The 25,876-nt window shown below is 36.0% G+C and carries 29 protein-coding genes; 25 read left to right on the forward strand and 4 right to left on the reverse strand.

The window, feature by feature from the left end; genetic code table 11:
• Positions 1-213: 213 nt before the first annotated feature.
• Entirely contained in the window at positions 214-2,433 is a 2,220-nt protein-coding gene (locus AC27VX_RS14340) for an NADP-dependent isocitrate dehydrogenase (RefSeq protein WP_236854909.1), read from the reverse strand.
• A 315-nt stretch (positions 2,434-2,748) separates the two neighbouring features.
• On the opposite strand from AC27VX_RS14340, the gene tpx reads away from it, so the two are divergent.
• The 25 genes from tpx to gcvP all read left to right on the forward strand — a co-directional run bounded on the left by tpx (position 2,749) and on the right by gcvP (position 23,393).
• On the forward strand, positions 2,749-3,252 hold the full coding sequence (gene tpx / locus AC27VX_RS14345; RefSeq protein WP_236854908.1) for a thiol peroxidase: 504 nt from the start codon (positions 2,749-2,751) through the stop codon (positions 3,250-3,252).
• 226 nt (positions 3,253-3,478) lie between these two features.
• The gene (locus AC27VX_RS14350; RefSeq protein ID WP_236854907.1) at positions 3,479-4,168 is read left to right on the forward strand and encodes an alpha/beta hydrolase; all 690 of its coding nucleotides are present in this window, start codon (positions 3,479-3,481) and stop codon (positions 4,166-4,168) included.
• An 86-nt stretch (positions 4,169-4,254) separates the two neighbouring features.
• A complete protein-coding gene (locus AC27VX_RS14355; protein ID WP_236854906.1) occupies positions 4,255-4,602 on the forward strand; it encodes a VOC family protein in 348 nt (115 codons plus the stop codon).
• Between the two features lie 38 nt (positions 4,603-4,640).
• Positions 4,641-5,045, forward strand: a complete 405-nt coding sequence (locus tag AC27VX_RS14360) for a glyoxalase superfamily protein (protein WP_236854905.1) — start codon at positions 4,641-4,643, stop codon at positions 5,043-5,045.
• 178 nt (positions 5,046-5,223) lie between these two features.
• Complete coding sequence (locus tag AC27VX_RS14365; RefSeq protein ID WP_488696405.1) at positions 5,224-6,435, forward strand: DUF763 domain-containing protein; 1,212 nt, start codon at positions 5,224-5,226, stop codon at positions 6,433-6,435.
• A 279-nt stretch (positions 6,436-6,714) separates the two neighbouring features.
• Positions 6,715-7,305: a Crp/Fnr family transcriptional regulator gene (locus AC27VX_RS14370; RefSeq protein ID WP_236854903.1), complete on the forward strand. Its 591-nt coding sequence runs from the start codon at positions 6,715-6,717 to the stop codon at positions 7,303-7,305.
• A gap of 76 nt (positions 7,306-7,381) precedes the next feature.
• Positions 7,382-7,789, forward strand: a complete 408-nt coding sequence (locus tag AC27VX_RS14375; protein ID WP_236854902.1) for a VOC family protein — start codon at positions 7,382-7,384, stop codon at positions 7,787-7,789.
• A gap of 43 nt (positions 7,790-7,832) precedes the next feature.
• Positions 7,833-8,243 carry a VOC family protein gene (locus tag AC27VX_RS14380; RefSeq protein WP_236854901.1) on the forward strand — a complete coding sequence of 137 codons (411 nt, stop codon included), beginning with the start codon at positions 7,833-7,835 and terminating at the stop codon, positions 8,241-8,243.
• 32 nt (positions 8,244-8,275) lie between these two features.
• The gene (locus AC27VX_RS14385) at positions 8,276-8,737 is read left to right on the forward strand and encodes a DinB family protein (RefSeq protein ID WP_236854900.1); all 462 of its coding nucleotides are present in this window, start codon (positions 8,276-8,278) and stop codon (positions 8,735-8,737) included.
• A 60-nt stretch (positions 8,738-8,797) separates the two neighbouring features.
• Positions 8,798-9,322, forward strand: a complete 525-nt coding sequence (locus tag AC27VX_RS14390) for a DinB family protein (RefSeq protein ID WP_236854899.1) — start codon at positions 8,798-8,800, stop codon at positions 9,320-9,322.
• A gap of 3 nt (positions 9,323-9,325) precedes the next feature.
• Positions 9,326-10,102 carry an alpha/beta fold hydrolase gene (locus AC27VX_RS14395; protein ID WP_488696277.1) on the forward strand — a complete coding sequence of 259 codons (777 nt, stop codon included), beginning with the start codon at positions 9,326-9,328 and terminating at the stop codon, positions 10,100-10,102.
• Between the two features lie 154 nt (positions 10,103-10,256).
• Positions 10,257-10,688, forward strand: coding sequence for a VOC family protein (locus AC27VX_RS14400; protein WP_300686186.1), 432 nt, complete (start codon positions 10,257-10,259; stop codon positions 10,686-10,688).
• A 77-nt stretch (positions 10,689-10,765) separates the two neighbouring features.
• On the forward strand, positions 10,766-11,179 hold the full coding sequence (locus AC27VX_RS14405; RefSeq protein WP_488696279.1) for an SRPBCC family protein: 414 nt from the start codon (positions 10,766-10,768) through the stop codon (positions 11,177-11,179).
• A 35-nt stretch (positions 11,180-11,214) separates the two neighbouring features.
• Complete coding sequence (locus AC27VX_RS14410; protein ID WP_488696280.1) at positions 11,215-11,454, forward strand: helix-hairpin-helix domain-containing protein; 240 nt, start codon at positions 11,215-11,217, stop codon at positions 11,452-11,454.
• Between the two features lie 307 nt (positions 11,455-11,761).
• A complete protein-coding gene (locus tag AC27VX_RS14415) occupies positions 11,762-12,628 on the forward strand; it encodes a VOC family protein (protein ID WP_488696282.1) in 867 nt (288 codons plus the stop codon).
• A 186-nt stretch (positions 12,629-12,814) separates the two neighbouring features.
• A complete protein-coding gene (locus AC27VX_RS14420; protein WP_488696284.1) occupies positions 12,815-13,243 on the forward strand; it encodes an SRPBCC family protein in 429 nt (142 codons plus the stop codon).
• Positions 13,244-13,293: 50 nt separating this feature from the next.
• Positions 13,294-13,749, forward strand: coding sequence for an SRPBCC family protein (locus tag AC27VX_RS14425; RefSeq protein ID WP_488696286.1), 456 nt, complete (start codon positions 13,294-13,296; stop codon positions 13,747-13,749).
• Positions 13,750-13,806: 57 nt separating this feature from the next.
• Positions 13,807-14,265, forward strand: coding sequence for a DoxX family protein (locus AC27VX_RS14430; protein WP_488696288.1), 459 nt, complete (start codon positions 13,807-13,809; stop codon positions 14,263-14,265).
• Positions 14,266-14,433: 168 nt separating this feature from the next.
• A complete protein-coding gene (locus tag AC27VX_RS14435; RefSeq protein ID WP_488696290.1) occupies positions 14,434-16,437 on the forward strand; it encodes a S9 family peptidase in 2,004 nt (667 codons plus the stop codon).
• Between the two features lie 292 nt (positions 16,438-16,729).
• On the forward strand, positions 16,730-17,329 hold the full coding sequence (locus AC27VX_RS14440) for an RNA polymerase sigma factor (RefSeq protein WP_300686180.1): 600 nt from the start codon (positions 16,730-16,732) through the stop codon (positions 17,327-17,329).
• A gap of 12 nt (positions 17,330-17,341) precedes the next feature.
• Positions 17,342-17,674, forward strand: coding sequence for a hypothetical protein (locus AC27VX_RS14445; protein WP_236854888.1), 333 nt, complete (start codon positions 17,342-17,344; stop codon positions 17,672-17,674).
• Positions 17,675-17,765: 91 nt separating this feature from the next.
• Positions 17,766-18,023, forward strand: a complete 258-nt coding sequence (locus AC27VX_RS14450) for a hypothetical protein (RefSeq protein ID WP_236854887.1) — start codon at positions 17,766-17,768, stop codon at positions 18,021-18,023.
• Between the two features lie 154 nt (positions 18,024-18,177).
• Positions 18,178-18,828: an alpha/beta hydrolase family protein gene (locus tag AC27VX_RS14455; RefSeq protein ID WP_488696292.1), complete on the forward strand. Its 651-nt coding sequence runs from the start codon at positions 18,178-18,180 to the stop codon at positions 18,826-18,828.
• Between the two features lie 423 nt (positions 18,829-19,251).
• Positions 19,252-19,899: a J domain-containing protein gene (locus tag AC27VX_RS14460; RefSeq protein ID WP_236854885.1), complete on the forward strand. Its 648-nt coding sequence runs from the start codon at positions 19,252-19,254 to the stop codon at positions 19,897-19,899.
• Positions 19,900-20,534: 635 nt separating this feature from the next.
• On the forward strand, positions 20,535-23,393 hold the full coding sequence (gene gcvP / locus AC27VX_RS14465) for an aminomethyl-transferring glycine dehydrogenase (protein ID WP_236854884.1): 2,859 nt from the start codon (positions 20,535-20,537) through the stop codon (positions 23,391-23,393).
• Between the two features lie 101 nt (positions 23,394-23,494).
• On the opposite strand, the gene AC27VX_RS14470 is transcribed toward gcvP, so the two are convergent.
• From AC27VX_RS14470 to AC27VX_RS14480, 3 genes are all read right to left on the reverse strand, one after another.
• Positions 23,495-23,908, reverse strand: a complete 414-nt coding sequence (locus AC27VX_RS14470; RefSeq protein ID WP_488696295.1) for a helix-turn-helix domain-containing protein — start codon at positions 23,906-23,908, stop codon at positions 23,495-23,497.
• Positions 23,909-24,008: 100 nt separating this feature from the next.
• The gene (locus AC27VX_RS14475) at positions 24,009-24,701 is read right to left on the reverse strand and encodes an aspartate/glutamate racemase family protein (RefSeq protein WP_488696297.1); all 693 of its coding nucleotides are present in this window, start codon (positions 24,699-24,701) and stop codon (positions 24,009-24,011) included.
• Positions 24,702-25,424: 723 nt separating this feature from the next.
• On the reverse strand, positions 25,425-25,871 hold the full coding sequence (locus AC27VX_RS14480) for a hypothetical protein (protein WP_488696299.1): 447 nt from the start codon (positions 25,869-25,871) through the stop codon (positions 25,425-25,427).
• Between the last annotated feature and the right edge of the window lie 5 nt (positions 25,872-25,876).

The raw sequence follows: 25,876 nt of genomic DNA on the forward strand, positions 1-25,876 counted from the left end.
TGAACAGAAATGTAAAACAGGCCGAAGCAGACAAAAGAAAAGGCGAAACAGGAAAATTTTATGCCGGAAAATTAAATGAAAAATCCCGGTGATTCTGCGGTCGGGATTTGAGGGAAATATTCAAGAGGAGCGGGCTTTATCTCACTCACAATTTAAATAAAATAAAAAAGCCCCTTTAAAAAAAGGAGCTTTTCATTTATATTAAATCAAAGATTAGATTGCATCAATGATTTCATTTAAAACAGTACTAGGTCTCATAGCTGAATACGTTTTATAAGTATCAGTTTTGTAATACCCTTCAATATTTTGAGGCTTACCTTGAGCACCAATTAATTCTGCATTGATTACTTCTTCGTTTTCCTGCATAGCCTGTGCAATCGGAGCAAATTGTTTTGCCAGTTCAGCATCAGCAGTCTGGTTAGCTAAAGCTTCAGCCCAGTACATTGCCAGATAGAAGTGAGAACCTCTGTTATCAATTTGTCCTACTTTTCTTGCAGGAGACTTATCAGTAGCTAAGAATTTAGCATTAGCTTCGTCTAACGCATCAGCTAAAACCTGAGATTTTGTATTTCCCTGAGTTTGAGCTAAATGCTCTAAAGAAGCCTGAAGTGCAAGGAATTCACCTAGAGAATCCCATCTTAAATAACCTTCCTCTAAGAACTGCTCAACGTGTTTAGGAGCAGAACCTCCTGCACCTGTTTCAAATAGGCCGCCTCCGTTCATTAATGGAACGATAGAAAGCATTTTCGCAGAAGTTCCAAGCTCAAGGATTGGGAAAAGGTCAGTTAAGTAATCTCTTAATACATTTCCTGAAACAGAGATTGTATCTTTACCTTCTCTTGCTCTCTTAAGAGTTTCAGTCATGGCATCTTTTACATCAAGGATTCTGATGTCAAGACCTGTTGTATCATGATCAGCAAGATATTTTTCTACTTTTTTGATGATTTCTCTGTCGTGAGCTCTTCCTTTGTCTAACCAGAAAATAGCAGGAGTATCAGATAATCTTGATCTGTTTACAGCAAGTTTTACCCAGTCCTGGATCGGAGCATCTTTCGTCTGGCACATTCTGAAGATATCATCTTTTTCTACTTTTTGAGATAGAAGAACATTTCCAGCCTCGTCCTGAACCTCTACAGTTCCGTCAGCAGATAATTGGAAAGTTTTGTCATGAGAACCGTATTCTTCAGCTTTCTGAGCCATTAATCCAACGTTAGGAACAGATCCCATAGTTGTGGGGTCTAGTTTTCCATGCGCTTTCATATCATCAATTACAGACTGATAGAAACCTGCATAAGAACGGTCAGGAATGATACATACCGTATCTTCTTCATTTCCTTCCTTGTTCCACATTTTACCTCCGCCTCTTACAAGAGCAGCCATAGATGCGTCAACGATGATGTCTGAAGGTACGTGGAAGTTGGTGATTCCTTTATCAGAATTTACCATAGCCACTCTTGGTCCTGCAGCAAGTGCTTTTTCAATATCAGCTCTGATGTCAGCTTCCTGAGCATTTCCTTTTATTTTTTCAAAAAGATCAGCAAGACCGTTATTTGGATTGATATCTAAAGATTTGAAAGTCTCAGCATATTTAGTGAAAACCTCTTTGAAGAAAGTCTCTACAATAGCCCCGAAAATAATAGGGTCAGAGATTTTCATCATCGTAGCTTTAAGGTGTGCAGAAAGAAGTACATTTCTGTTCTTAGCTTCCTCTATTGCTTCCTGAACGAAAGATCTCAATGCATTTAGGTTCATTACGGAAGAATCGATTACCTCTCCGGCCTGAAGACCTGCGAAATCTTTTAGTACAGATTCAGATCCATCATTTCCTTTGAATACGATTTTGTATTTTGTAGCGTTTTCTAATGTCGTAGAATTTTCTGTTCCATAGAAATCACCATTGTTCATGTGAGCTACATCAGTTTTGCTGTCAGAAGCCCAGTTGCCCATTCTGTGAGGGTTAGCTTTTGCGTAGTTTTTAACAGCTTTTGGAGCACGTCTGTCAGAATTTCCTTCTCTTAATACAGGGTTTACAGCACTTCCTAAAACTTTGGCATATTTAGCTTTGATTGCTTTTTCTTCGTCATTTTTAGGCTCTGCAGGATAATTTGGAACTGCGAAGCCTTTACCTTGTAATTCAGCAATAGCTGCATCCAACTGAGGAACAGAAGCAGAAATATTAGGTAACTTAATGATATTAGCTTCAGGTTTTGTTGCCAATTCTCCAAGTTCAGCTAAAGCATCAACAATTTTCTGGTTATCGTTTAAAAACTCTGGGAAATTAGCTAAAATTCTTCCTGCTAAAGAAATATCCGGAACAGCAATTTCAATATTTGCCGATTTCGTAAAAGCTTTTACAATAGGTAAAAATGAGTGAGTAGCAAGCATTGGAGCTTCATCAGTAAGTGTGTAATAGATTTTTGATTTTTCTGACATTATACTGTAATTTTTTATTTGAAATTTTAAGTCCCACAAATTTACTAAATATGATTGTTTTATTTGAGGTTTTTACATAAAAAAAGAGACCTAATTCTCTTTAAATTAATATCAGGGTAATGGATTACATTCCATTTTTGCTAAAGTGAATGTTAAATCCTGCTTTTAAGTTTTTTTGAAACCAGTATTGAGGCTTCAGGGCGTTAAAATACACGAAAGACTTTTTATTTTCACTTTAAGATTAATTTAACCTTAATCAGGCAGGAAAAAAAATCTTTTTTGATTAAATTTGGAAAACTAAAAAAAATAAATAGTATGTCAACGACAATCACTTTAAAAGGAAACGAAGTACACACAATAGGAACATTACCATCAGTAGGAAGCACAGTAAAAGATTTTGCTTTAGTAGACTCAGGATTAAATGTGAAAAACCTTGAAAGCTTTGAAGGAAAGAGAAAAGTATTCAATATTTTCCCAAGTATTGATACTCCTACCTGCGCTGCTTCCAGCAGAAAATTCAATGAAGAGGCTTCAAAACTGGATAATGCAGTGGTAATCAATGTTTCAAAAGATCTACCATTTGCATTGGGTAGATTCTGTGCAGCAGAAGGACTGAACAATGTAGAAACACTTTCAGACTTCAGAAGCAGCTTTGGTGATGATTACGAAGTGACTATTACGGATTCTCCTTTGAAAGGACTTTTAAGCCGCGCTGTGATTGTTACAGATGAAAATAACAAAGTACTTTACACAGAACAGGTTTCAGAAATAGCTGACGAACCTAATTACGATGCTGCACTTGCTGCACTGAACCAATAGAATAAATAATTTTTGTAAAAGAGCCTTGTAGAAGTAATTTTTGCAAGGCTTTTTTTATTTAAAACACAATATATAAACAGAAAACAAATGATGTCCGATCATTACAAGATGGCTGATGAATATTTTGAGAAGCTTTAAGAAGCAGAATTGTTAATTAACTTAAGTTAACACCGGTTTACATTTTTAGATTGTAGCTTTACGTTATCAAAACCTAACACACTTTATTATGGAACAAAAAGACCTAACCATTATTTTGGTACATGGAGCCTGGGGAGATGGCTCTCACTGGCAATATGTTATCCCTTCTCTTGTAAAAGCGGGATACAAAGTAAGAAGCGTTCAGAATCCTTTAACTTCACTTCAGGACGATATTGATAAAACTAAAGATCTTATTGATGCCCAGGAAGGGAAAGTACTTTTAGTAGGACATTCTTATGGTGGAGCTGTTATTTCAGGCGCTGGAAATCATGATAAAGTAGCAGGGCTGGTTTATATCGCAGCTTTTGCTCCGGATGCAGGAGATAGTTTGGGCTCTCTCTTAGGTAGAAGAGAATCTCCGGGTGGTGCTAGTATCTACCCTGATGATAAAGGATTTTTATGGATCAAATATGATGAATTCCATTCTGCTTTCTCTCAGGACCTTGATGAAGAAAAATCACTTGTAATGGCATTATCCCAAAAACCTATTCATGGACAGTGTTTTGGCGATACAGCGGGCGAACCTGCATGGAAAACGAAGCCAAGCTGGTATCAGATCTCTTTAAAGGACCGTATGATCCCTGCAGAAACAGAAAAGGAGATGGCAGAACGCCTTCAGCCTAAGAAGATTATATCTTTAGATGCGGGACATGCTTCATTAGCTTCACACCCTGAAGAAGTTGCACAGCTGATTTTAGAAGCGGCCTCTTCGCTGTAAACATTAAATAATACTCAATAACTTATCTGTGCCTTGTAAATTTTTGTAATTTCACAAGGCTTTTTTATGATATAATTAAAATCAATATGGTAAAAAGAATTGTTGCGAATATAAAGACAAATGATCTGTCAAAGGCTGATCGCTTTTATCAGGATATCTTGGAACTTGATATCCTGATGGATCATAGCTGGATCAAAACGCTGGGAAATGATGAGGATGCAAAAGTTCAGATCAGCTTTGCCGAACAGGGAGGGAATAATACTGAAGTTCCTTATCTTTCTATTGAAGTGGATAACGTAGATGAAATATACAATAAAATGAAAGATGCCGGTTTTGAAATTATTTATGATTTGACTAACGAAGAATGGGGAGTCCGCAGGTTTTTCGTTAAAGATCCTTTTGGACATACAATCAATATATTGGCGCATTTGTAATGTGGATGAATTATTTTTTTACTATTAAATAACATACGATGAGAGCGGAAAAAATTATACCTATTCTTAGAATTTTCGATAAGCAGAAAACAAAAGAATTTTATGTTGACTGGCTGGGGTTTGAGATAGTCTGGGAACATTATTTTGACGAAAATACCCCTGTTTATATGGAGGTGAAAAGAGAAAACATGATTTTCCATTTAAGTGAACATCACGGTGACGGAACTCCGGGAACTCATGTTGCCATCTGGGGAGAAGGTGTACCGCAATATCATAAAGAACTGATTGACAAAAAATACAAATACAACCGTCCCGGACTTGAAAAAACGTTTTATGGAGCTGTGTCTTTCACCGTTATTGATCCGTTCGGAAATAAAATTTCTTTCGAGGAAGAATATGATGAAGCAAAACATAAAGATCTGGAATTTGCCTTAATTCATTGATTTTACAATTTATAATAATTAAGGACGGTTTTTATGGCCGTTTTTAATGCTGTCTAATTGTGTGTTTTAAAAAATAAAAAATACAAAAAAATAGAATTGAACAGTTTTCATTTGAATTAAAAGTTGATTGAAATCAGTATTATTTCCGAATATTACAATTAACTTTGTTATCATCAATATGAAACGTTCAGGAACAGCAGATTTACCGTTACACTATGGCAAAGTACCCCCTTGGCTTTATGAACGTATGTCTGTACTGGGTCTCTCCATTATTGAAGTCATTCTGATGGATTACGATAAAGATGAGGTGCTGCGCCGTTTGGCTGATCCATTTTGGTTTCAGAGCTTTGGAGCGGTAATGGGTATGGACTGGCATTCTTCAGGAATTACCACTTCTGTGATGGGGGCTTTGAAGCGTTCTATTAATCCTAATTCAGCTTCCCTGGGGCTTTATATTTGTGGCGGAAAAGGCAAACTCTCCAGAGAAACACCCTCAGAACTCATTAGAATTGCAGATCAGACCGGCTTAAACGGGACAGAATTGGTAAGAGCTAGTAAACTTTCTGCTAAAGTAGATAATACAGCCATTCAGGATGGCTATCAGTTATACCTTCATAACTTTATTCTTTCAGATAATGGTAACTGGAGTGTTATTCAGCAGGGTATGCATGAGTCAGACGGAACAGCAAGGCGTTACCACTGGCATTCTGAAAATATAACGTCCTTTGTAGAAGAACCTCATACTGGAATTAATGGAATTTCAAGAGGTAAAATACTTAATCTTACCGATGCCGAAGCTTCAGGAAACAGAAAAGGAATTTTAGATATTTCCCATACCGATTCTGTAGAGGTGATGAGAGATTTTTCTAGATTGATTCTGCCTGCCCATCATGATGTACAGGCGTCTGATGTTGATTTGAAACGGTTGGGAGCGCTTTTATATGTTACCAGAGAGCAACAGCCGCAGAATTTTGAAGATCTGCTGATGCTGGAAGGAGTAGGGCCAAGAACAATGCAGTCTTTAGCTTTAGTGAGTGAAATTATTCACGGGGCACCTTCAAGGTTTGCAGACCCTGCCAGATTTTCCTTCGCCCATGGAGGTAAAGATGGTCATCCTTTTCCTGTGCCTACCCATACCTATGATGAGAGCATCAGTATTCTTAGAAAAGGAATTGAAAAATCAAAACTTGGAAATTCTGACAAACTGAATTCACTGAACAAGCTTCATCAAATCGTAGCAAAGGCTGAGCAAGACTTTACTCCTGATTTTGATATACAGGATATCATTGAAGAAGAAAGGCAAAATTCTTGGCGTTTTGGAGGTAAAACTGTGTTTGGAGATGCCCGGAAACCTAATCCTCCCAAATCTATTCAGCTATCCCTATTTTAAAGAGGTCAAATACTTTGTCTTCTGATTATAAAAATTGATAGTTTTACCCAAAATGTATTCTTACTTCGGAGGAGTGGCAGAATTGTAGATTTGATGGGGGAAATTTATCATATTCAGACCTGTTTTTGGATTGTTGTTTAAGTTTTAGATATTATGAAATATCTTTTATTCCAATATTATATGTGGTGTTTTTCAGGTGTTGAAATTAGTATGTTTAATATTTGTTGTCTTTAATTCAATTAAAAATTTTATTTTTAAAGACTTAAAAAAATGACACCAATGACCAATAGAGCCTTAGAAATATGCTATGATTTCCCTTTTTTTCTACATGAAGAGCTTGATGAGATATTCAAAGCCCATGAGAAAACATCATTCCAAAAAGGCGAATTTATTCTGGAAGAAGGAAAAACAGCCAATGAATACTATATTCTGGACAGCGGCCTGGCCCGCTCATTTGTTAATGACTTTAACGGCAATGAGGTAACCACTCATTTTTTCGTGGAAAATGAAGTGATTATTGAAGTTTTATCCATGTTTCAGAGAATTCCCTCTCAGGAAAATATAGTCTGCATTACAGACTGTGAATGCTGGAAGCTGGATTATGATACCTTTCAGGAATTATTCCATAAAATCCCCAACCTCAGAGAATGGGGAAGGTCCTGGATGTCTAAGGAACTTTTCGACTATAAACAGCGTTCTGTAGAGATGTTTACCCTTTCTGCCACCAAAAGATATCTTAATCTGCTTGAGCAGAAATCTAAAGTAATCCAGTTTGCTCCCTTAAAGCAGATTGCTTCTTATCTGGGAGTTACAGATACTTCTTTGAGCAGGATTCGTAAAGAACTGGTTTCCCATCCCAAGAAAAATTAAATCTTGCCTTATGACAAGTTGATTTTCATCCTGCCTTGGTAATTTTGAATAAAAGTTTAACACTAAAAATTACAAAATGAAAGTCAATCAAATTTACGTCAACCTTCCGGTAAAAGATGTGCAGAGAACAAAAGAATTCTGGACCAAACTTGGTTTTGAAATCAATGAACAGTTTTCAGATGAAAAAGCAATCTGTGTGGTACTGAATGACATCATCTATGTCATGTTTTTGCAGGAAGAGTATTTCAAGACCTTTACCAATAAACCTGTAGCAAAAGAAAATACAAGTCAGGTTATTGTAGCAGCAGGACTCAACAGCCGTGAGGAGGTTGATCAAGTAGTGAATACAGCGGTTGAAAATGGAGCTTACCAGCATGAAGAACCACAGGATTACGGATGGATGTATCAAAACTCCTTCTGGGACCTTGATGGACATGGCTGGAATATGACATTTGCCGATCTGTCTCAAATGCCTTCAGAATAATCCAGAAACGTTTGATTGAAAACTTAACACTAAAAATTACAAAATGAACATCAACGAAATTTATATCAACTTACCTGTAAAAGATGTACAAAAAACCAGAACATTCTGGACAAAGCTTGGCTTTTCTGTCAATGAAAAATTTTCAAATGATAAAGCGGTAAGTGTAATTATGAAAGAAAATCATATTTACGGGATGTTTCTGAAAGAAGATTTTTTCCAGACTTTTACCAATAGACCTTTTGCTAAAGGTGATACTACGCAGGTGCTTCTTGCCATCAGTGTTAGTAGCCGTGATGAAGTAGATCATATGGTAAAAACAGCTATTGAAAACGGAGGTTCAAAATACGGAGAGCCAGTGGATTACGGATGGATGTATCAAAGTAGTTTTGCAGACGTCGATGGACATCAGTGGGAAGTGATGTACGGTGATGACTCCCAAATGCCTTCAGAATAAATATTACCGTCAAATCTATCACATTTTATCCTATGAAAACAAAATCAAACGATATAGAATTCTTGAAAAATCAGGTGGCAGGTACTTACAAAGTCGTTTCCATGAATATAGATGGAGTAAGCGATGAAGAATCAATGATTTTTCCTAATGGAGAAGCCAATTGTATGAATTGGATTTTCGGACACCTTATTTATATCCGAAATGCTTTCCTTAATATTTTGGGCGAAGAGGCAGTTTGGGATAGTGCTCAATTTTCATGCTATAACAGAGGCGAAATACCTTTGAACCGAAAAGAAGAATTTGTAAGTTTTGAAGAATTAAAATCATATTTCAGACAAAGCCAGGATAAACTGGAAGCAAAACTTGAAATTCTTGAAAGTTTGAATACTGAATGGATCAAAGATATCTCCAACCTGAGTCTGCACGAGATTTACCATAGCGGGCAATTAGGCTATCTACGGAGGCTCCTTGGGAAACCCGGGGCTATAAAATAAAATTGAAAAAAGGACATATTGCCTTTTCTACAAAAAAATAATCCATAAAAGAACAACAAAATGAACACTCCAATATCAAAAAAAATGGAAGTCATTATTCCGGCTTACAGAATGCACAGTCAGAACTTTATAAATGTTTTGGATGGCATTTCGGAAGAAGATGCATTGAAAAGAATTGAAAATAAAACCAATCATATTGTATGGATGGCAGGAAACTTTGTCAATGTGCGATATGGGCTTGGCTGGGTGTTGGGTCTGCAGGAGCAGGACCCGTATAATGATCTGTTCTTTCAGGGAAAATCATTAGATGAAAGTATAAAATACCCAACTTTAGCTGACCTTAAGAAAAACTTTCATGACATTTCGGCTAAAGTATACCAGAAACAACTGGAAGTATCGGATGAAGAACTGGAAGAAATCTTTGAAATAGGGATGAATATTCCCTTTGTCAAAGAAACAAAGCTCAATTTTGCAGGAATGTGCATTGGGCGTGAGGATTATCTATGCGGGCAGATTGGCCTCATGCGCAGAATATTAAATTATCCCGGAATGAAATATGAAGTGGATGAAAATCTTAAATATTAACTCATGATTCCGGTAGAAAAAGGATACAAAAAAATCAACGGAATCCAGCTGTATTATGAGATTTATGGATCCGGAAGCCCGCTGGTTCTTATTCATGGTGGGGGTTCTTCTATAACATATGATTTTCAGGAAGTCATCGCAAGGCTTGAAAATAAATTTCAGCTAATCGGTATAGACCTTCAAAATCATGGAAGGAGTGAACACCGCGATATTCCTGAAACATTTGAACAGGATGCCGATGATGTTGCTGCACTTTTGGCAGAAATAAATATTCATAAAGCCTCATTTTGGGGGTTTAGTAATGGAGGGAATACAGCAATGCAGATAGTTCACCGTTATCCTAAACTGGTAGAAAAGTTGGTTGTAGCCTCCGCTTTTTATAAAAAAAACGGTATGATAGAAGGCTTTTTTGAAAGAATGCAGGATGCAGCTTTTGATTCGATGCCGGAACCGTTAAAAATTAACTTTTTAAATCTCAATCCGGACTTTTCAAAGCTGGAAAATCTTTTTGATAAAGATTGCCGGAGAATGCAGACTTTTCAGGATTGGGATGATGAAATACTGGCTTCTATACAATCACCTGCACTATTCATCAGCGGTGATAAAGATGTGATGAAACCCGAGCATACAGCTGCGATGTGGCGTTTGGTGAAAGGTTCTCAGCTGATGATACTTCCTGGAACACATGGCGCTTATATGATGGCTGACTTTGATGGTAGTATCAATGAAGACTTAATTGATTTTACAGTTAACGAAGTGGAAAAATTTTTAACTCATTAAATTTCCGAAGAAGGTAAGTAATATCAGATGAAAGTATGTTGACCATAAATTTTAAAATCAATGTATTCCTGCTTCTCTTATCCCTTTGGTACTGCTTTTAATGATTAATTCAATCCGGATCTTATAAAAAATATAACATTTAAAATTAAAAATCATGGCTAAATTAAATCCGTATTTAAATTTCAATGGAACAGCAGAAGAGGCATTCCATTTTTACAAATCTATTTTTGGAGGTGACTTTGTAGGAGGTATTCACAAAATGGGAAATGCTCCGGGCACAGAGAACCTTTCGGATGAAGAAAAAAACAGAGTGATGCATATCGCATTGCCTGTCGGAAACGATCTTTTAATGGCTTCAGATATTGTTCCGGGATTTGGACAGACTCTGACAGTTGGGAATAATAACTATGTTTCTGTTTTTCCCGATTCAAGAGACGAAGCAGACAGAATTTTCAAAGGGCTGTCTGAGGGCGGAAATATAGAAATGCCAATTGAAGATCAGTTTTGGGGAGATTATTTCGGAAGTTTTCAGGATAAATATGGTGTTCATTGGATGGTGAACTATAATGCAGAATACACAAAATAATCCTATCTTTAGCTAAATTATTAGAAGAGGTGTCCGTTTCGGACAGCTCTTTTGTCTAATCATCAAAATACAGAACTATGGATCCAATTACAATAGACATCACAATTCTGGCACCGGTAGAAAAGGTGTGGAATTATTTCAATGAGCCCAAGCATATTACAAAATGGAATTTTGCCCACGAAAGCTGGCATTGTCCTAGTTCTGAAAATGACCTTAAAGTGGGAGGGAAATTTAAAAACAGAATGGAGGCTAAAGATAAAAGCTTTGCATTGGATTTTGAAGGGATATACGATGTAGTTGTTCCCTATGAAATAATAAAATACCATTTGGAAGATGGACGAAAAGTGGAGGTAATCTTTGAGACAATAGATGAGAATACAACAAAGATTATAGAAATTTTCGATCCGGAAAAGCAGAATTCTGTGGAAATGCAGAGAGAAGGCTGGTATGCCATCCTCAATAATTTCCATAAGTATGTTGAGAATCACTAAAAATATTTTTTGTAGTCATGATCAATCTAGTAATCATGTCAAAGAGCTTACATTCCATTGCTGCGGTGAACTATGACCCTCAGGATGGTTTCCTTCAGGGAGTGATTGCCATTTCGGCCAGAAAAGCCCTGGAAAAGGAAAAAATAGACTCTTTGGAAAAGCTGTCGGATTATTCTGAAAAGGAAATTATGCAGCTTCATGGTTTCGGAAAAAATACATTGGTGAAGCTAAAAGATTATATGAGAGAACACCAGTGTTTTTTTAAAGAAACATAAAGGCATAGAAAAACAGGAAAATTGGTAATGTCATTGCAGTCAAAGTTGAGAAATACCTCTCTGAAGGCAAAGGCAAGGTCTTTTCTTTGCTATATGTTCTACGAAATAGCTAAGATCAATCAACGAAAAAAGTACCCGCTTCAAAGCATATAATTCAGAAGAAAATAAAACGGAATATGCCATCCCATTCTTAAAAATAAAAAAGAAAATTTCTCAATAATTTTATAGATGATTGCGTATTATTGATCCCGCAAAGTAGGTGTTAGAAAACAAACGGACTACATTTTCAATATTAAAATTAAAAGTTATGAACAACGATATTTTTCCATGTCTCTGGTATGATGGAGACGCGAAAGAGTCTGCAGAATTTTATTGTAAAATTTTTGGAGGCGAGATTACAGCAGATACTCCTGTTGTGATGAATTTTGATCTTTTCGGTCAACGAATAATGTTACTGAATGGAGGCCCGCAGTTTAGAAAAAATGCATCCGTTTCTTTGATGGTCATCTGTGAAACCGAAGATGAGGTTCAAAAATACTGGAACCAGCTGTCAGATGGAGGAATGCCTCTGATGGAGCTGGGTTCCTATTCATGGAGTAAAAAATATGGATGGATTCAGGATAAATATGGAGTTTCTTGGCAGTTATTTTTAGGCGATAAAGCCGGTGAACAGAAAATTGTTCCTACAATGATGTTTATTCATGATAATAATGGTAAAGCCAAAGAAGCTATGAAGCTTTATACTAAGACCTTCCTGAACTCAAGCATTGGAAATATATTAAAATATGGTGAAGGAAGTGAAGGTCATGATACTCAGGAACCTGCCGAAAATGTTCAGCATGCTCATTTTGTAATCGATCATTACAGTTTATTCTGTATGGATAATTCTTATGACCATTCATTCGATTTCAATGAAGGAATTTCAATGGTGGTAATGACGGATGATCAGCAGCAGACAGACAACTACTGGAATGCCCTTACCTCAGATGGCGGAAGAGAAAGCATGTGCGGCTGGCTGAAAGATAAATATGGTTTTAGCTGGCAGATTGTTCCTAAAAGATTGATTCAGCTAATGAATGATTCCAATCAGGAAAAAGCATATAAAGTAGTGCAGGCGATGATGAAAATGCAGAAAATCATTATTCAGGATCTTGAAGATGCTTATAATTCTTAAATTACTTCCTTTTATTAGGGTTTAGAGAAAAAAGATCCGCTTTTGAAGAAACTGCCTCTATTACAGGAAAATTCATTCACTCAGTGACGGTGATTTTGTGGACGGATAGAAATTAAGAATTCATTCTTGGTCTGATAGTTGGTGTGATATCTTAAATCACTTGTTTACAATAAAAATTTAAATAATATGGAAGAATTATCATACGAAATTGAGATCAATGCAGAACCAGAAAAAGTATGGAGTGTTCTTTGGGGAGATATTACCTATAGACAATGGACAACCGCTTTTTCGGAAGGATCTTTTTATGAAGGAAGTCTTGAAGAAAATAATATCATTAAGTTTCTTGACACCAAACAGAACGGAATGTACAGCAGGGTCGAAAAAGTGATTGCAAATGAAGAGATTAAATTTCTCCATCTGGGTGAAATTTATGAAGGGATTGAAGTTCCTCAGAATTGGGGTGATGCTACCGAAACCTTTTTTCTTGAAGAAAACGAAGAAGGAACCCTGTTGAAAGTGAAAATTATGTCTTCAGAAGAATTTAAAGATTTTTTTGAAGAAAAGTATCCAAAAGCATTGATGATCATTAAGCACCTTTGTGAAAATCAGCTTTAAACTAAAGTGATATAAAACGCACCAACCCGTAATCTCAAAAATCTAAAAATATGGAAACCCTGTCATATGAAACAGTTATTGATGCTCCCCTGCAAAAAGTATGGGACATTCTCTGGAGCCCGGAAACATATAGCCAATGGACTCAGTATTTTGGAACAGGTTCAATCATGAAATCCGACTGGAAAGTAGGAGGAACTACCTATTTCCTCAATCATAAAGGAGAGGGGTTAGTTTCCACTATTGACAGTCTGGATGAGCCGAATCAAATTGTTTTTAAACATTTAGGATTGATAAAGGATGGTACAGAAGATACCCAGAGTAAAGAGGTGATGGAATGGAGCGGGTATTCTGAAAAATATTTTTTGATTGATTTTGACGGAAAGACAAAACTTCATACAGAAATCCAGACAGAAAAAGAATGGGAAGATCATATGAATACAGGTTTTACGAAAGGGCTGATGGTGGTGAAGAGCCTGGCAGAAGGAGTCAATTTGACTTCAGTATAAATAAGTAAGGATACATTATAGAAGAATATATTTTCTAATTCCTGCAACTTTACAACTATGAAACTATTAGTAATTATTTTCGCCACATTTATACTGGCTTTGCTAGGGACTTTTCTAATTCATGGGAAACCGGATTTCTTATTTTCCGGAAATCTTGGAATGGCTGTATTCATCATCTTTACAGGTCTGTCACATTTCAGATTTCAGAAAGGGATGGCAATGATGATTCCGGATTTTATTCCTGCTAAAATATTTTGGGTGTACTTTACGGGTATTATAGAAATTGCTGCGGGAGTAGGATTGATGATTCCGTCACTTCGTGAACTGACCGCAATTTTACTGATCATTTTTTATGTATTGGTTTTTATAGCCAACATTCATTCTTCTCAAAAAAGGATTAATATTTTCAAAGCTGATTATACCGGCCCGGGGATGAAATACCTTTATAACCAAAGAATTCCTATGCAGATTATTTTAATTGCGTGGACCTGGTATTTCGGTATTTATCTGAACTAAAATAAAAAGACAGTTTATTGGCTGTCTTTTTTACATATTCGAAATGTTTTTTAGATTAATACTGTAACATTTTATACGGTTGGAGCGTCTTATTGTATAAAAGTATTTACTTTTTATTGATTTAAAAATTAAATATTTTTGCTTTCTTAACCTTTAAAAACATTAATCATGAATCTAAATCACAAAATTCTAGGCACAATTTGCATAGTATTGCCAGCTATTATGATTAACGCACAAAGTTCAACCACCAAATTACCCGGAGATCCAACTTTACCTTCTACTAAAGCGAGTATTGAGAAACTTATTTCTTATGATAAAGGAAACTTCAAATATAAAGTTGAAGATTACTTTGCTAGACCTAAGGCTTCCGGATTTAAATTATCTCCGGATGGAAAATATCTTTCCTACAAAGAAAAAGATAAGGACAGCAAAAATCATGTCTACGTCAAAGATCTGGGAACAGGAAAAATCACCAAAGCAATTGTTGAAAAAGACGATCTGATCAAGAGCTACGGATGGCTCAATAAAAAGCGTCTTTTTTATACCCAGGATAAAGGAGGTAATGAGAATATCCACCTTTATGCAGCTGGTGCTGACGGAAGCAACCTTAAGGACTTAACCCCGTTTGAAGGCATTACCTTAGGGACCATAAGACCTATAAAAGATACAGATTTTGTTGTGGTTACCATGAACAAAAACAATAAGCAGATTTTTGAACCTTATAAAATCAATTTTGTAACAGGTGAGATTACCCAGCTTTACGAAAATAAAGATGTCAACAGTCCTATTGATGATTATATTTTTGATAAAGACGGAAACCTGAGAGGGTATATTGTCCTTGAAAATGGGTTAACCTCAAAAACCTATTATAAAGATCTGCAGACCGGGAAATTTAATCTTCTTAAATCGACAGACTGGTCAGATACATTTAGTATTATCAGATTCAATGATAATTCTAAAAATAAAGACGAAGCATATGTGATAACAAATTTAGACAGTGACAAAACGAGAATTGTTTTGTATGATCTGAAGAAAAATTCAGTGATCAGAGAAGTTTATTCCAACCCGGTATATGATGTCAGTTCTGTAAGTGTTGCGGGTAAAAACAGAAACTATGAACTGGATTATATCAGTTATGAGGGGGTAAAAGGAGAAACTGTTCCGGTAAGTAAATTCTATAAAGAAATTGATGATAAATTAAAATCGCAATTTAAAGATAAAGAGTTTTCTGTAGTTTCGTCTGACGATAATAATGATAAACTTCTGGTAATAGTTACCAGTGATAAATTATATGGTGCTTATTATGAATATGATACCAACTCGAAAGAACTGAAGCTTCTTTACAATCTTATGCCGCAGCTTAAAGAAGAAGATATGGCTGAAATGAGACCGATTGAATTCAAAAGCAGAGATGGCTTGATAGTCCGTGGATATATTACACTGCCAAAAGCTGCTTTAGAAGGTAAAAAAGTTCCTTTAGTTGTTAATCCTCATGGCGGCCCGCAGGGGGTAAGGGACAGCTGGGGGTTCAATCCTGAAACACAGTTGTTTGCCAGCAGAGGGTATGCCACGCTTCAGATCAACTTCAGGATTTCAGGAGGATATGGAAAGGAATTTCAGAAAGCCGGATATAAGCAGATCGGAAGAAAAGCGATGGATGATGTGGAAGATGGAGTGAAATATGCCATTAGTCAGGGATGGATTGATAAAGATAGAATAGCAATTTACGGAGGAAGTCATGGTGGATATGCAACCTTAATGGGATTGATCAAAACACCGGATTTATATGCATGCGGAGTAGATTATGTAGGAGTGTCGAATATCTTTACATTCTTTGATTCTTTCCCGGAATACTGGAAGCCTTATAAAGAAATGGTAAAACAGATCTGGTATGACCTTGATAATCCCGAAGAAGCAAAAATTGCTAAAGAAGTTTCCCCGGTTTTTCAGATTGCCAAAATTAAAAAACCATTATTTGTAGTGCAGGGAGCCAATGACCCGAGAGTAAATATCAATGAATCTGATCAGATTGTAAAAGCAATGCGTGCTAAAGGATTTGAAGTACCTTATATGGTAAAATATGATGAAGGGCACGGATTCGGGAAAGAGCCGAACAGAATTGAACTGTATAAATCGATGTTAGGATTTTTTGCAGAAAATTTTAATAAATAAAACATAAATTTTATCGTAATAGAATCGGAAGGCATTATGTCTTCCGATTCTTTTTATCACAGCTGAGGCACTGGATATCGGTAATAAATTTTATCCCCGATAGCAGCGGTTACCCGGCAGTAATGGTTGGAGGGCCATAGGGCGATGAGTATGAGCGTATAGCGGGAAATAGGTCCCTGAAAACAGTAAATAAAGCAGAATAAGCAATTTATTATATGAAACAGAAGCTCACTGAATAAAAGAAAAATTGAATTTTGAGAAAAATATTTTAAATTTATTAAAGTAAACCCCAATGGATAATCGTCATATCAATATGGAGGTTGTCGAAAAAATAACAATGCCACAGAAAGAGAAAGAAAGCATCATCTCACAGACCGTTTCCAGCTACGGAGGGAAGCTGATGTCCTATATTCGTCCTAAAGTGAAAAATGCAGAAGATGCAGAAGATATTCTGCAGGAAGTGTGGTATCAGTTCAGCAGCATTACCAATCTCTCTGAGATTGTAAATGTAGGGGGGTGGCTTTACAGAGTGACAGCTAATAAAATCACAGACCGCTACCGAAAAAAGAAAACAGAAAATCTGGAAGATTTTGTCTACGAAGATGATGATGGAGAGTTTTCCATCAAAGATATCTTGCTTATGGATGAAAGCGCAGGTCCTGAAGTAAAGATGTTTCAGGATGAGATCTGGAAAAAGCTGTTTGAAGCTCTTGATGAACTCCCCGAAAAACAAAGGCTGGTGTATATGGAAAATGAACTGAACGACAGGACGCTCCAGGAAATAGCCGATGAACAGGGAGAAAACATCAAAACTATCATTAGCCGGAAAAATTATGCTGTGAAGCATTTAAGAAACAGATTGAGAGAATTATACGAAGATTTAAAAAGTTAGTAAAAAGAAATTATGAATTATAAACACAAAAAGGGCTGGATTTTTTTATTGTTATGTCCACCGTTAATTTTTGTAGCCGTTACATGGATTGTAATGTTGCTTTGGAATTGTCTGCTTCCTGAGATTTTAGGAGCGAAGACCATTACATTCTGGCAGGCAATGGGAATTCTGATCTTGAGTAAAATTCTTTTTGGAGGTTTTCATTTTGGCAAAGGAATGAAAGATTTTAAGGAAAGAAAAATGAGACAGAAAATGGAAAGCTGGTCGCCTGAAGAAAGAGAAAAATTTAAGGAAGTATGGAGAAATAAATGTTCAGGAGGATTCTTCAACAGAAATAACGAATAATTTGAAAACTTTAAAGAAGTAGTAAAGTAAAATTAAGATTCATTCGTCTATATAAAAAATAAGAAGTAGTAAAATTTAAAATTTTGAAAAAATGAAAAATTCAACATTAAAAGGAGCTCTTGGAGCATTAGCCGTTGTAGGGGTAGCATTGATTGCTAAAAAAGCTATCGAGAGAAAAAGATTTATCAGAGGAATTTTTGATGAATACGGAATCAAAGAAAAATCGCCTTTCGGGCTTGCAGATAAGATCAGAGAAATGAATGATGAGGATTATCAGGAACTGAAAGGGAAATTCAAAAAAGAATTCCATTCAAAATGCTGCAGAAAAGAGAATAACTGCGAAGCATAAGAAGTAAAAAACTAAATTGAAATTGTTAAACTCCGGCTCGGGAAGCTTTGCTTCCCGAGCCGGAGTCTTTTTATAAAGTAAATTAGACCATACTCTTCATATAAAATGTATTTAAGTACTAACTTTGTTTTTTTATTATAGATTGTGAAGTATTATGGAATTTAAAAAAATCTCTATTTCAGCAATTCTGCTTTTTTCTTGTGTAACAGTTTTTGGGCAGAAACCTAAAGAAGAGGAGAAACAATATATTTTCTTTTTACATAATAAATTCCTTGAAGATCATTCACTGGAAGAAGCACATCCCAAATATGGAGTGGCAGAATATGAACCTATACTTTTGGAACTGAAAAAAGGGAATACTATAGTTATTTCAGAAAAGAGAAAGGCGGGTACGGATCCCTCAGCCTATGCACTGAAGGTGAAAAAGCAGATAGATAGTCTTATGAAAAAAGGAATTTCTGCGGATCATATCAGTATTATAGGGACTTCTCAGGGAGGGTATATCGCACAGTACGTTTCTTACTACGAAAAAAATCAGCAGTTAAAATTTGTATTTATTGGTTCCAGTTTTGAAAATGATTCTTTAGAAAAAGATAAGAATTTCAGACTGTATGGGAAGATACTTTCTATTACTGAAAAATCAGATGATGGGCATGTACAGCTCTCACAGGAGCAGCGTTTTATCAGGTCCGGAATTAAATATTTTAAAGAAATAGAACTGAATACAGGATTAAATCATGGTTTTCTTTTTAAAACACTTAATGACTGGATTGTTCCGGCTAAAGATTGGATCTACCGGAAATAAGCTCTCCTATTTTTTCTTATATAAAGTTGATATTTCCCACTACACTGCATTTTCGTTAGAATGATAAAAACTTTGCGTCTTTGCGAGTTTCCAACTTGTGTATTTTTTGCTGGAGCATCCTAAAGACGCAAGATATTATATCACAGGACGTTTTTCAAAGGAAAGAATTTTTTTCTACGATACATTAATGATCATCTTTAAAAGTATTTTTTAGTTAGAATCATAATAGCTGAAAATCATTGATTTTCTTGCGCCTTAAATCATACAAAAAGAAAAAAAACTTAGTGTCTTTGTGTTTCCCAACCTTTAGACTAAAGAAGATAATCTTTGATATACAATGGTTTTTTAATCTATTTCCGCCAAAAAAAATTACCCTAAACACCAAACACAAAGAAAAATAAATTCTTATTTTTGTATTGATTAATGAAAGATTACTACTATTTTCTCGGTATATCCCAGGATGCTTCAGAAGAAGACATCAAAAAAGCTTATCGAAAGCTGTCTTTAAAATACCATCCGGATAAAAATGACAACGATGACTTTTTTGCAGACCGTTTCCGTGAGATTCTGGAAGCTTATGAAACATTGAGTGATCCGGGCAGAAGGCATGCCTATGATCAGAATTTAGAAAGTCAGCAGAAAAGTTTCAGGTATACTATTCCGCCTGCCATAAAAACTTTTGCGGCGAATAAGATTCATGCAAAAAAAGGAGAGGAGATTATCATCAGCTGGCAGACCAATAATGCTGATGTGGTAAAAGTGCTGCCTTTCGGGCTGGAAAAGCCTTACGGAGAAAGGATTTTTAAAATTACAGAATTTAAAGATGGTAAATTCCAGCTTTTGCTTCATGCTACCAACTCGCTTCTGAATAAAACGGCTGTTCAGGGCATTACAATAACAGAAGTTTTTGAAAATAACACAGAGAAATTCAAAAACTCAGCAGAAGAAATGTTTAAACCTCAGCCTGTAACAAGAATAAACAGGACTGGTCAGCCTAAAATTATAATGCTGATTTGGGGGATCATTATATTGGCAATTGCTATATATATGCTGATCAGAAATTTCAGTTAACTTATGCCATTTTCTTTCTTCCCGGGCATTTTTTACATCTTTTCCCTTTCTTGAATTTTTTGCAGCATGATTTCTTTTCACACAACATCTCTTCGTTACCGAATGTGTAAGGGGCCAAAGGCGGTACTTTAAATGGGACAATCATATTCATGATGCAAATATATTAATTTAGAATAAATATAATTAATAAAATTTCATAAAATTCTTTAAACCTGATCAATAGCAAAAACAGCCTCTTTCAAAAGCTGCCAATTGTATCGGAATTCGCAAGAAAACCAGTCTTCAATCCTCATAATCTGAGATAAAGTTTTATCTGTTAAGGTTTGTTATATTTTATCGCTTTCACCTCTTTATTTTGATCATTATGATAAGCATATTCATAATTTCCTTCCATTTTTCACTTGTAAGGCATTGTTTTATTTTTGATAAATTGACTGTGTTGTTGAATATTATTAGCGGAATTAGGGTGATATCTGTTTAAAATAAAATAAAACTATGCAAAGCTTGCTAAAAAATTATCCTAATAAAACAGGGGAGTCATTTTGTGAATTATCATCCCTCTTATGCTCTTGTACAATCGTGTAAAAAATTGTAATTTTACCCATCTTTTTACAAACAAAATCTAATAAATAAAAATGAATACAGAACAGTTTGTGAGCCGTCACATTTCCCTTAATGAAGCCGATAAACAGGCGATGTTGGAAAAACTTGGCGTTTCTAGTATTGAAGAGTTAATTTCTCAGACCATTCCTTCTTCTATCCGCTTAGAAAAAGATCTTGAGATCTCGGCACCGCTTTCGGAGTACGAAATGTTGAATCACTCAAAAGATCTGGCATCAAAAAATACAGATTATACAAGTTATATCGGTTTTGGATACCATAATACACTTTTGCCTTCAGCAATTCAAAGAAATATTTTTGAAAATCCAAGCTGGTATACTGCATATACGCCTTACCAGGCGGAGATTGCACAGGGCAGGCTTGAGGCGCTTCTTAATTTCCAGACTGTAGTATGTGACCTTACAGGTTTTGCATTGGCTAATGCATCTCTGTTGGACGAGTCTACTGCGGCTGCTGAAGCTATGCATATGTTCTTTAACAACAGAACAAAGGATCAGAAAAAAGCAGATGCTAATAAATTCTTTATTTCTGACCTTGTATTACCTCAAACCGTTTCTGTATTAAAAACCAAAGCTGAAGGATTGGGAATCGAAGTGGTAGTGGGAGATCACAAAACTCATTCATTAGATGCTTCTTACTATGGAGTTTTACTTCAGTATCCGGGGAAAAACGGAATCGTTCTGGATTACACGGAAGATATCGTAGAATACAAAAAACTTGATCTTCAGGTAGCGGTAGCTTGTGATCCAATGGCATTGGTGAAGCTGAAGTCTCCTGCTTCTATGGGGGCTGACTGTGCTGTGGGAACTTCTCAGAGATTTGGTATTCCATTAGGATATGGTGGTCCTCACGCAGCATTCTTTGCTTGCAGAGAAGATTACAAGAGAGATATCCCTGGAAGAATCATCGGGGTTTCTCAGGATATGTACGGAAAACGTGCACTGAGAATGGCTTTACAGACTAGAGAGCAGCACATCAAAAGAGAAAGAGCTACTTCGAACATCTGTACTGCGCAGGTTCTCTTGGCAGTAATGGCTGGTATGTATGCTGTTTACCACGGTCCAAAAGGATTAAATTATATTGCTGATCAGATTCACTTTAAAGCCAATGCTTTGAATGGCGGTCTTAAAGCTTTAGGATACCAGACGGTGGAAGAGCCGATCTTCGATACTGTAAAAATCACGATGAGTGAAGATGAGAAAGGAAGACTGATGAGAATGATGCAGGATCACAGAATCAATCTTAACTACTTTACAGATGGTGTTGTAAGTATTGCGATCAATGAAAGCACAACATTGGAGAAATTAAATTATCTGATGGCTTCTTTCGCTCAGTTCAAAGATAAGCAAACTTTCAAATTAGAAATAAAAGAAGGATACAGCATTCCTGAAGAGAATCTTAGAAAAGATGAAATTCTTACGGAATCAGTATTCAACAAATACCATACGGAAACGGAATTGATGCGTTACATCAAACGTCTTGAGAGAAAAGATTTATCATTGACGCATTCCATGATCTCTTTAGGATCTTGTACGATGAAGCTGAACGCAGCAACTCAGATGCTTCCGCTTTCATGGGCAGACTGGGGTAGTGTACACCCGTTTGTACCGGTAGATCAGGCTGGAGGTTACCAGAAGATGATTGCAGAGCTTGAGAAAGATCTTGCTGAAATCACTGGTTTCGCAGGTACTTCATTGCAGCCGAACTCAGGAGCTCAGGGAGAATATGCAGGGCTAATGGTAATCAGACAATATCACATTTCAAGAGGTGACCACCACAGAAATGTAGTATTGATTCCTCAGTCTGCACACGGAACAAACCCGGCTTCTGCAGCAATGGCAGGAATGAAAATCGTAGTTGTAAAAAACCTTGAAAACGGTGAAATCGACTTCGAAGATCTTAAAGCTAAAACAGAACAGCATTCAGCAAACTTATCAGCTGTAATGATCACTTACCCTTCTACTTACGGATTCTTTGATGCTAACATTAAAGAGATCACAAATCTTATCCACGAGCACGGAGGGCAGGTATATATGGATGGTGCGAACATGAACGCTCAGGTAGGATTCACAAGTCCCGGAAACATCGGAGCAGACGTTTGTCACCTTAACCTTCACAAAACTTTCGCAATTCCTCATGGAGGTGGAGGTCCTGGAGTAGGCCCAATTTGTGTTGCCAAGCACCTGGTGCCATTCCTTCCTTCCAATGCGAATATCAGAATCGGATCTAAGGATGCGATTGATGGTATCTCTGCAGCACCTTACGGTTCAGGTCTTATCCTTAACATTTCTTATTCATATATTAAAATGTTAGGAACTGACGGTCTGAAAAAAGCTACAGGACACGCGATCATGAATGCCAACTACCTTAAGGAAATCTTAGCAGAACACTTCCCGATTTTATATTCAAATGAAAACGGAAGAGTGGCTCACGAATGTATCGTAGACTTCCGTCAGTTCAAATCTTTAGGAATTGAAGTGGCTGATGTAGCGAAGAGATTGATGGATTATGGATTCCATGCTCCTACGGTTTCTTTCCCGGTTGCAGGTACATTGATGATTGAGCCTACAGAATCTGAAAGCAAATCTGAAATCGACCGCTTTGCAGAAGCATTAATTTCCATTAAATCTGAAATTGATGAGATTGCTAACGGAGAAGCTGATCAGGCTAATAACGTATTGAAAAATGCTCCTCATACAGAGCAGTTGGTAATCTCTGATTCTTGGGATAAACCGTACAGCAGAGAAAAGGCCGCTTATCCATTAGAGTGGGTAAGAGACCACAAATTCTTCGCTTCTGTATCAAGAGTAGATGATGCTTACGGAGACAGAAACCTAGTATGTACTTGTGAGCCAATTGAAGCTTATATGTAATCTGAGTTTTTTAGATATAACAAATCCCTTTCAGTAATGAAAGGGATTTTTGTTTTTATTCTTTTCGGGACTTGTTATTGCTGGCAAAGCACAACAATCTATTATTTCCTTTTAATAAGTTCTTCAAGTCTGGACATCATATCATCCTTTTCTTTCAGCATTCTTTCATAAAGAGCAATTTTTTCTTCATGTATTTTGAGAATGGTTTCTACGGGATTGAATACTGGATTAGTATTATGTGCATTAAATATTGAACCATTATCTAAAGAAAAAGTATTCGCAATAACGTTGACAGCTTGTTCTTCATCAAAATTCTGGAATGCTTCCACAGGAATTTTTAATACCTCAGAGATTTTTTGAAGCAAAGGATCTTCGATAGTTTCTTTCTGTTCCAATAATGAGACTTTCTTTTGATTCCAGTCATCACCTAAATCCAGCGCTAAAGCTTCCTGCTTAATGCCCAGCATTTCTCTGAATCTTTTAACGTTTCTGCCCTGATGTATCTTTTGTTTCATTAGTTGTTTTTTTGAAAGCTTTAATTGTAAATATAGAGTAGTAAAGATAGAAAATTATGGTGAAAGAGAAGTCTGCATTAGAGAAAGAATTCAAACTAGATTAAGCCAAAGCCAGTTCCACTGCCTTTTCAGCATGCAGTTTTGCGGTGGGAAACATATCTACCGCTACATCCTCCGGTTTAATCAGCAATTCAATTTCTGTGCAGCCCAAAATAATAGCTTCTGCACCATTTTCGACTAAATCATCAATAATATTCAGATAGTATTGTCTGGAACTTTCTTTAATAATTCCCTGTACAAGTTCTTCGTATATGATACGGTGCACTTCGTTTCTCTGTTCAGCTTCGGGAACAATAGTTTCAATACCATATTTTGTTTGATACCGATTTTTCAGAAAATCCTCTTCCATTGAAAATTTGGTAGCCAGCATTCCCAATTTTGTGTATGATTTCTTTTGAATAGCTTCTGCTGTACTGTCTACAATATGCACTAAAGGAATGTTTGTATGGTGCTCGATTGCTTCTGCCATTTTATGCATGGTATTGGTACAGATCAGGATCATATCAGCACCGCCCCGTTCCAATCTTTGGGCAGCTGTGATCATTTTTTTCTCAAGGGTTTCCCAGTCACCTTTATGCTGTAGCATCGCAATTTCACCAAAATCTACGGAATACATCAAACAGTCGGAAGAATGATTTCCTCCTAAAATTTCCTGTGTTTTTCTATTCAGAATCTGATAATACAACACTGAACTTTCCCACGACATTCCTCCGATTAAACCAATTACTTTCATACTTTCATTTTAATGTTTTCTAAAAAAGAAAGATAGCAAATAATCAGTTTACTATGTGTGGAAAAGTCTGATTTCAATAGAAACAGTAAGATTAAGAAAAGTATGAAGTCTTAAGCCTTCTCATTAGAATATTTTTCATGCCTGTGATGAAATAGCAAAAATTATACACTTGATAACTAGAAGATTTTATTACATAAAGACCTGCCTATGTGTAGATTTTAAGCGAAGCATTATAAAAAAATAAACGTTGAGGCTGATCTCTGATATTATATCTCCTTTTTCATGTCTGGTTTTACTAGTTTTTATTTTTTGTGCTGCAGCGTCAGGATACTTTGCCAGTGGAGAAACCATGGCTGAAATGTTTTTGTGAAAAGATCTTCATATTTAACCAGAATTTTTTAATATAAATAAAATCACCTCCCAAAAACTGAAAGGTGATTCTTTTATTTGTTATAAAGTCTTTATTATCTTCTTTTATAGCTGTACGCAATCAAAATTGCGACTCCCATAATAAGCACAGTTATCATTGAAATGGTTTCAATTGAAATTCCACTTTTCATCTGTGTGTTTTCTTTTTCACATGAAAAAAAGAATAATACGGTCATTAGCAGACAGCCCGATAGTAATTTTTTTGTCATAAATGCATTTGTTTGGTTGTTAAATATTTATGATCAAAAAGTGTACCGGATTTGAAGGCTGAAAGTGGAGTTATTTTAATATGGCTTATAGTCTGGTTTTATTTAACTTTCCGGAGATTTTGTTGAGTACTGCCTGATACTGAAAGTACTCAATAGCCGTAATAAAAATGAAAAACAAGACAGGAATTACCAGTTCAATGATCCAGTGATGAACAAAGTTATATAAGATTAAAAAAAGTATTCCGGCGTAGGCTATATTGAACAGGATTGAATAAAAGGCTTCTATTTTATAAGTTAAAACCCCTGTATCCTCTTCATAGATGAAGTATTCTTTACCTGGAGATATCACCAGCGGAGATCTTTGGGAAAAGTCCAGTTTGAACAACTTATCTTTTCCTGTAATGACATTGTTTTCAATGGTTATAGTATTCACATCCCTTTCTGTAAATGAGTCCTGTACGATATCAGTCACATTTTTGAATGTTTTGCCGTTTTTTATTTCTGTTTTGAATGTATAGTGAAATGAAAGCATTAATT

The organism is Chryseobacterium sp. 14P4.3.2, from assembly GCF_057799275.1.

Bases quoted from the DNA above. Each gene is read 5' to 3' on its own strand.
- AC27VX_RS14340 (WP_236854909.1), bottom strand. From the start codon at position 2,433: ATGTCAGAAAAATCAAAAATCTATTACACACTTACTGATGAAGCTCCA.
- tpx (WP_236854908.1), top strand. From the start codon at position 2,749: ATGTCAACGACAATCACTTTAAAAGGAAACGAAGTACACACAATAGGA.
- AC27VX_RS14350 (WP_236854907.1), top strand. From the start codon at position 3,479: ATGGAACAAAAAGACCTAACCATTATTTTGGTACATGGAGCCTGGGGA.
- AC27VX_RS14355 (WP_236854906.1), top strand. From the start codon at position 4,255: ATGGTAAAAAGAATTGTTGCGAATATAAAGACAAATGATCTGTCAAAG.
- AC27VX_RS14360 (WP_236854905.1), top strand. From the start codon at position 4,641: ATGAGAGCGGAAAAAATTATACCTATTCTTAGAATTTTCGATAAGCAG.
- AC27VX_RS14365 (WP_488696405.1), top strand. From the start codon at position 5,224: ATGAAACGTTCAGGAACAGCAGATTTACCGTTACACTATGGCAAAGTA.
- AC27VX_RS14370 (WP_236854903.1), top strand. From the start codon at position 6,715: ATGACCAATAGAGCCTTAGAAATATGCTATGATTTCCCTTTTTTTCTA.
- AC27VX_RS14375 (WP_236854902.1), top strand. From the start codon at position 7,382: ATGAAAGTCAATCAAATTTACGTCAACCTTCCGGTAAAAGATGTGCAG.
- AC27VX_RS14380 (WP_236854901.1), top strand. From the start codon at position 7,833: ATGAACATCAACGAAATTTATATCAACTTACCTGTAAAAGATGTACAA.
- AC27VX_RS14385 (WP_236854900.1), top strand. From the start codon at position 8,276: ATGAAAACAAAATCAAACGATATAGAATTCTTGAAAAATCAGGTGGCA.
- AC27VX_RS14390 (WP_236854899.1), top strand. From the start codon at position 8,798: ATGAACACTCCAATATCAAAAAAAATGGAAGTCATTATTCCGGCTTAC.
- AC27VX_RS14395 (WP_488696277.1), top strand. From the start codon at position 9,326: ATGATTCCGGTAGAAAAAGGATACAAAAAAATCAACGGAATCCAGCTG.
- AC27VX_RS14400 (WP_300686186.1), top strand. From the start codon at position 10,257: ATGGCTAAATTAAATCCGTATTTAAATTTCAATGGAACAGCAGAAGAG.
- AC27VX_RS14405 (WP_488696279.1), top strand. From the start codon at position 10,766: ATGGATCCAATTACAATAGACATCACAATTCTGGCACCGGTAGAAAAG.
- AC27VX_RS14410 (WP_488696280.1), top strand. From the start codon at position 11,215: ATGTCAAAGAGCTTACATTCCATTGCTGCGGTGAACTATGACCCTCAG.
- AC27VX_RS14415 (WP_488696282.1), top strand. From the start codon at position 11,762: ATGAACAACGATATTTTTCCATGTCTCTGGTATGATGGAGACGCGAAA.
- AC27VX_RS14420 (WP_488696284.1), top strand. From the start codon at position 12,815: ATGGAAGAATTATCATACGAAATTGAGATCAATGCAGAACCAGAAAAA.
- AC27VX_RS14425 (WP_488696286.1), top strand. From the start codon at position 13,294: ATGGAAACCCTGTCATATGAAACAGTTATTGATGCTCCCCTGCAAAAA.
- AC27VX_RS14430 (WP_488696288.1), top strand. From the start codon at position 13,807: ATGAAACTATTAGTAATTATTTTCGCCACATTTATACTGGCTTTGCTA.
- AC27VX_RS14435 (WP_488696290.1), top strand. From the start codon at position 14,434: ATGAATCTAAATCACAAAATTCTAGGCACAATTTGCATAGTATTGCCA.
- AC27VX_RS14440 (WP_300686180.1), top strand. From the start codon at position 16,730: ATGGATAATCGTCATATCAATATGGAGGTTGTCGAAAAAATAACAATG.
- AC27VX_RS14445 (WP_236854888.1), top strand. From the start codon at position 17,342: ATGAATTATAAACACAAAAAGGGCTGGATTTTTTTATTGTTATGTCCA.
- AC27VX_RS14450 (WP_236854887.1), top strand. From the start codon at position 17,766: ATGAAAAATTCAACATTAAAAGGAGCTCTTGGAGCATTAGCCGTTGTA.
- AC27VX_RS14455 (WP_488696292.1), top strand. From the start codon at position 18,178: ATGGAATTTAAAAAAATCTCTATTTCAGCAATTCTGCTTTTTTCTTGT.
- AC27VX_RS14460 (WP_236854885.1), top strand. From the start codon at position 19,252: ATGAAAGATTACTACTATTTTCTCGGTATATCCCAGGATGCTTCAGAA.
- gcvP (WP_236854884.1), top strand. From the start codon at position 20,535: ATGAATACAGAACAGTTTGTGAGCCGTCACATTTCCCTTAATGAAGCC.
- AC27VX_RS14470 (WP_488696295.1), bottom strand. From the start codon at position 23,908: ATGAAACAAAAGATACATCAGGGCAGAAACGTTAAAAGATTCAGAGAA.
- AC27VX_RS14475 (WP_488696297.1), bottom strand. From the start codon at position 24,701: ATGAAAGTAATTGGTTTAATCGGAGGAATGTCGTGGGAAAGTTCAGTG.
- AC27VX_RS14480 (WP_488696299.1), bottom strand. From the start codon at position 25,871: ATGCTTTCATTTCACTATACATTCAAAACAGAAATAAAAAACGGCAAA.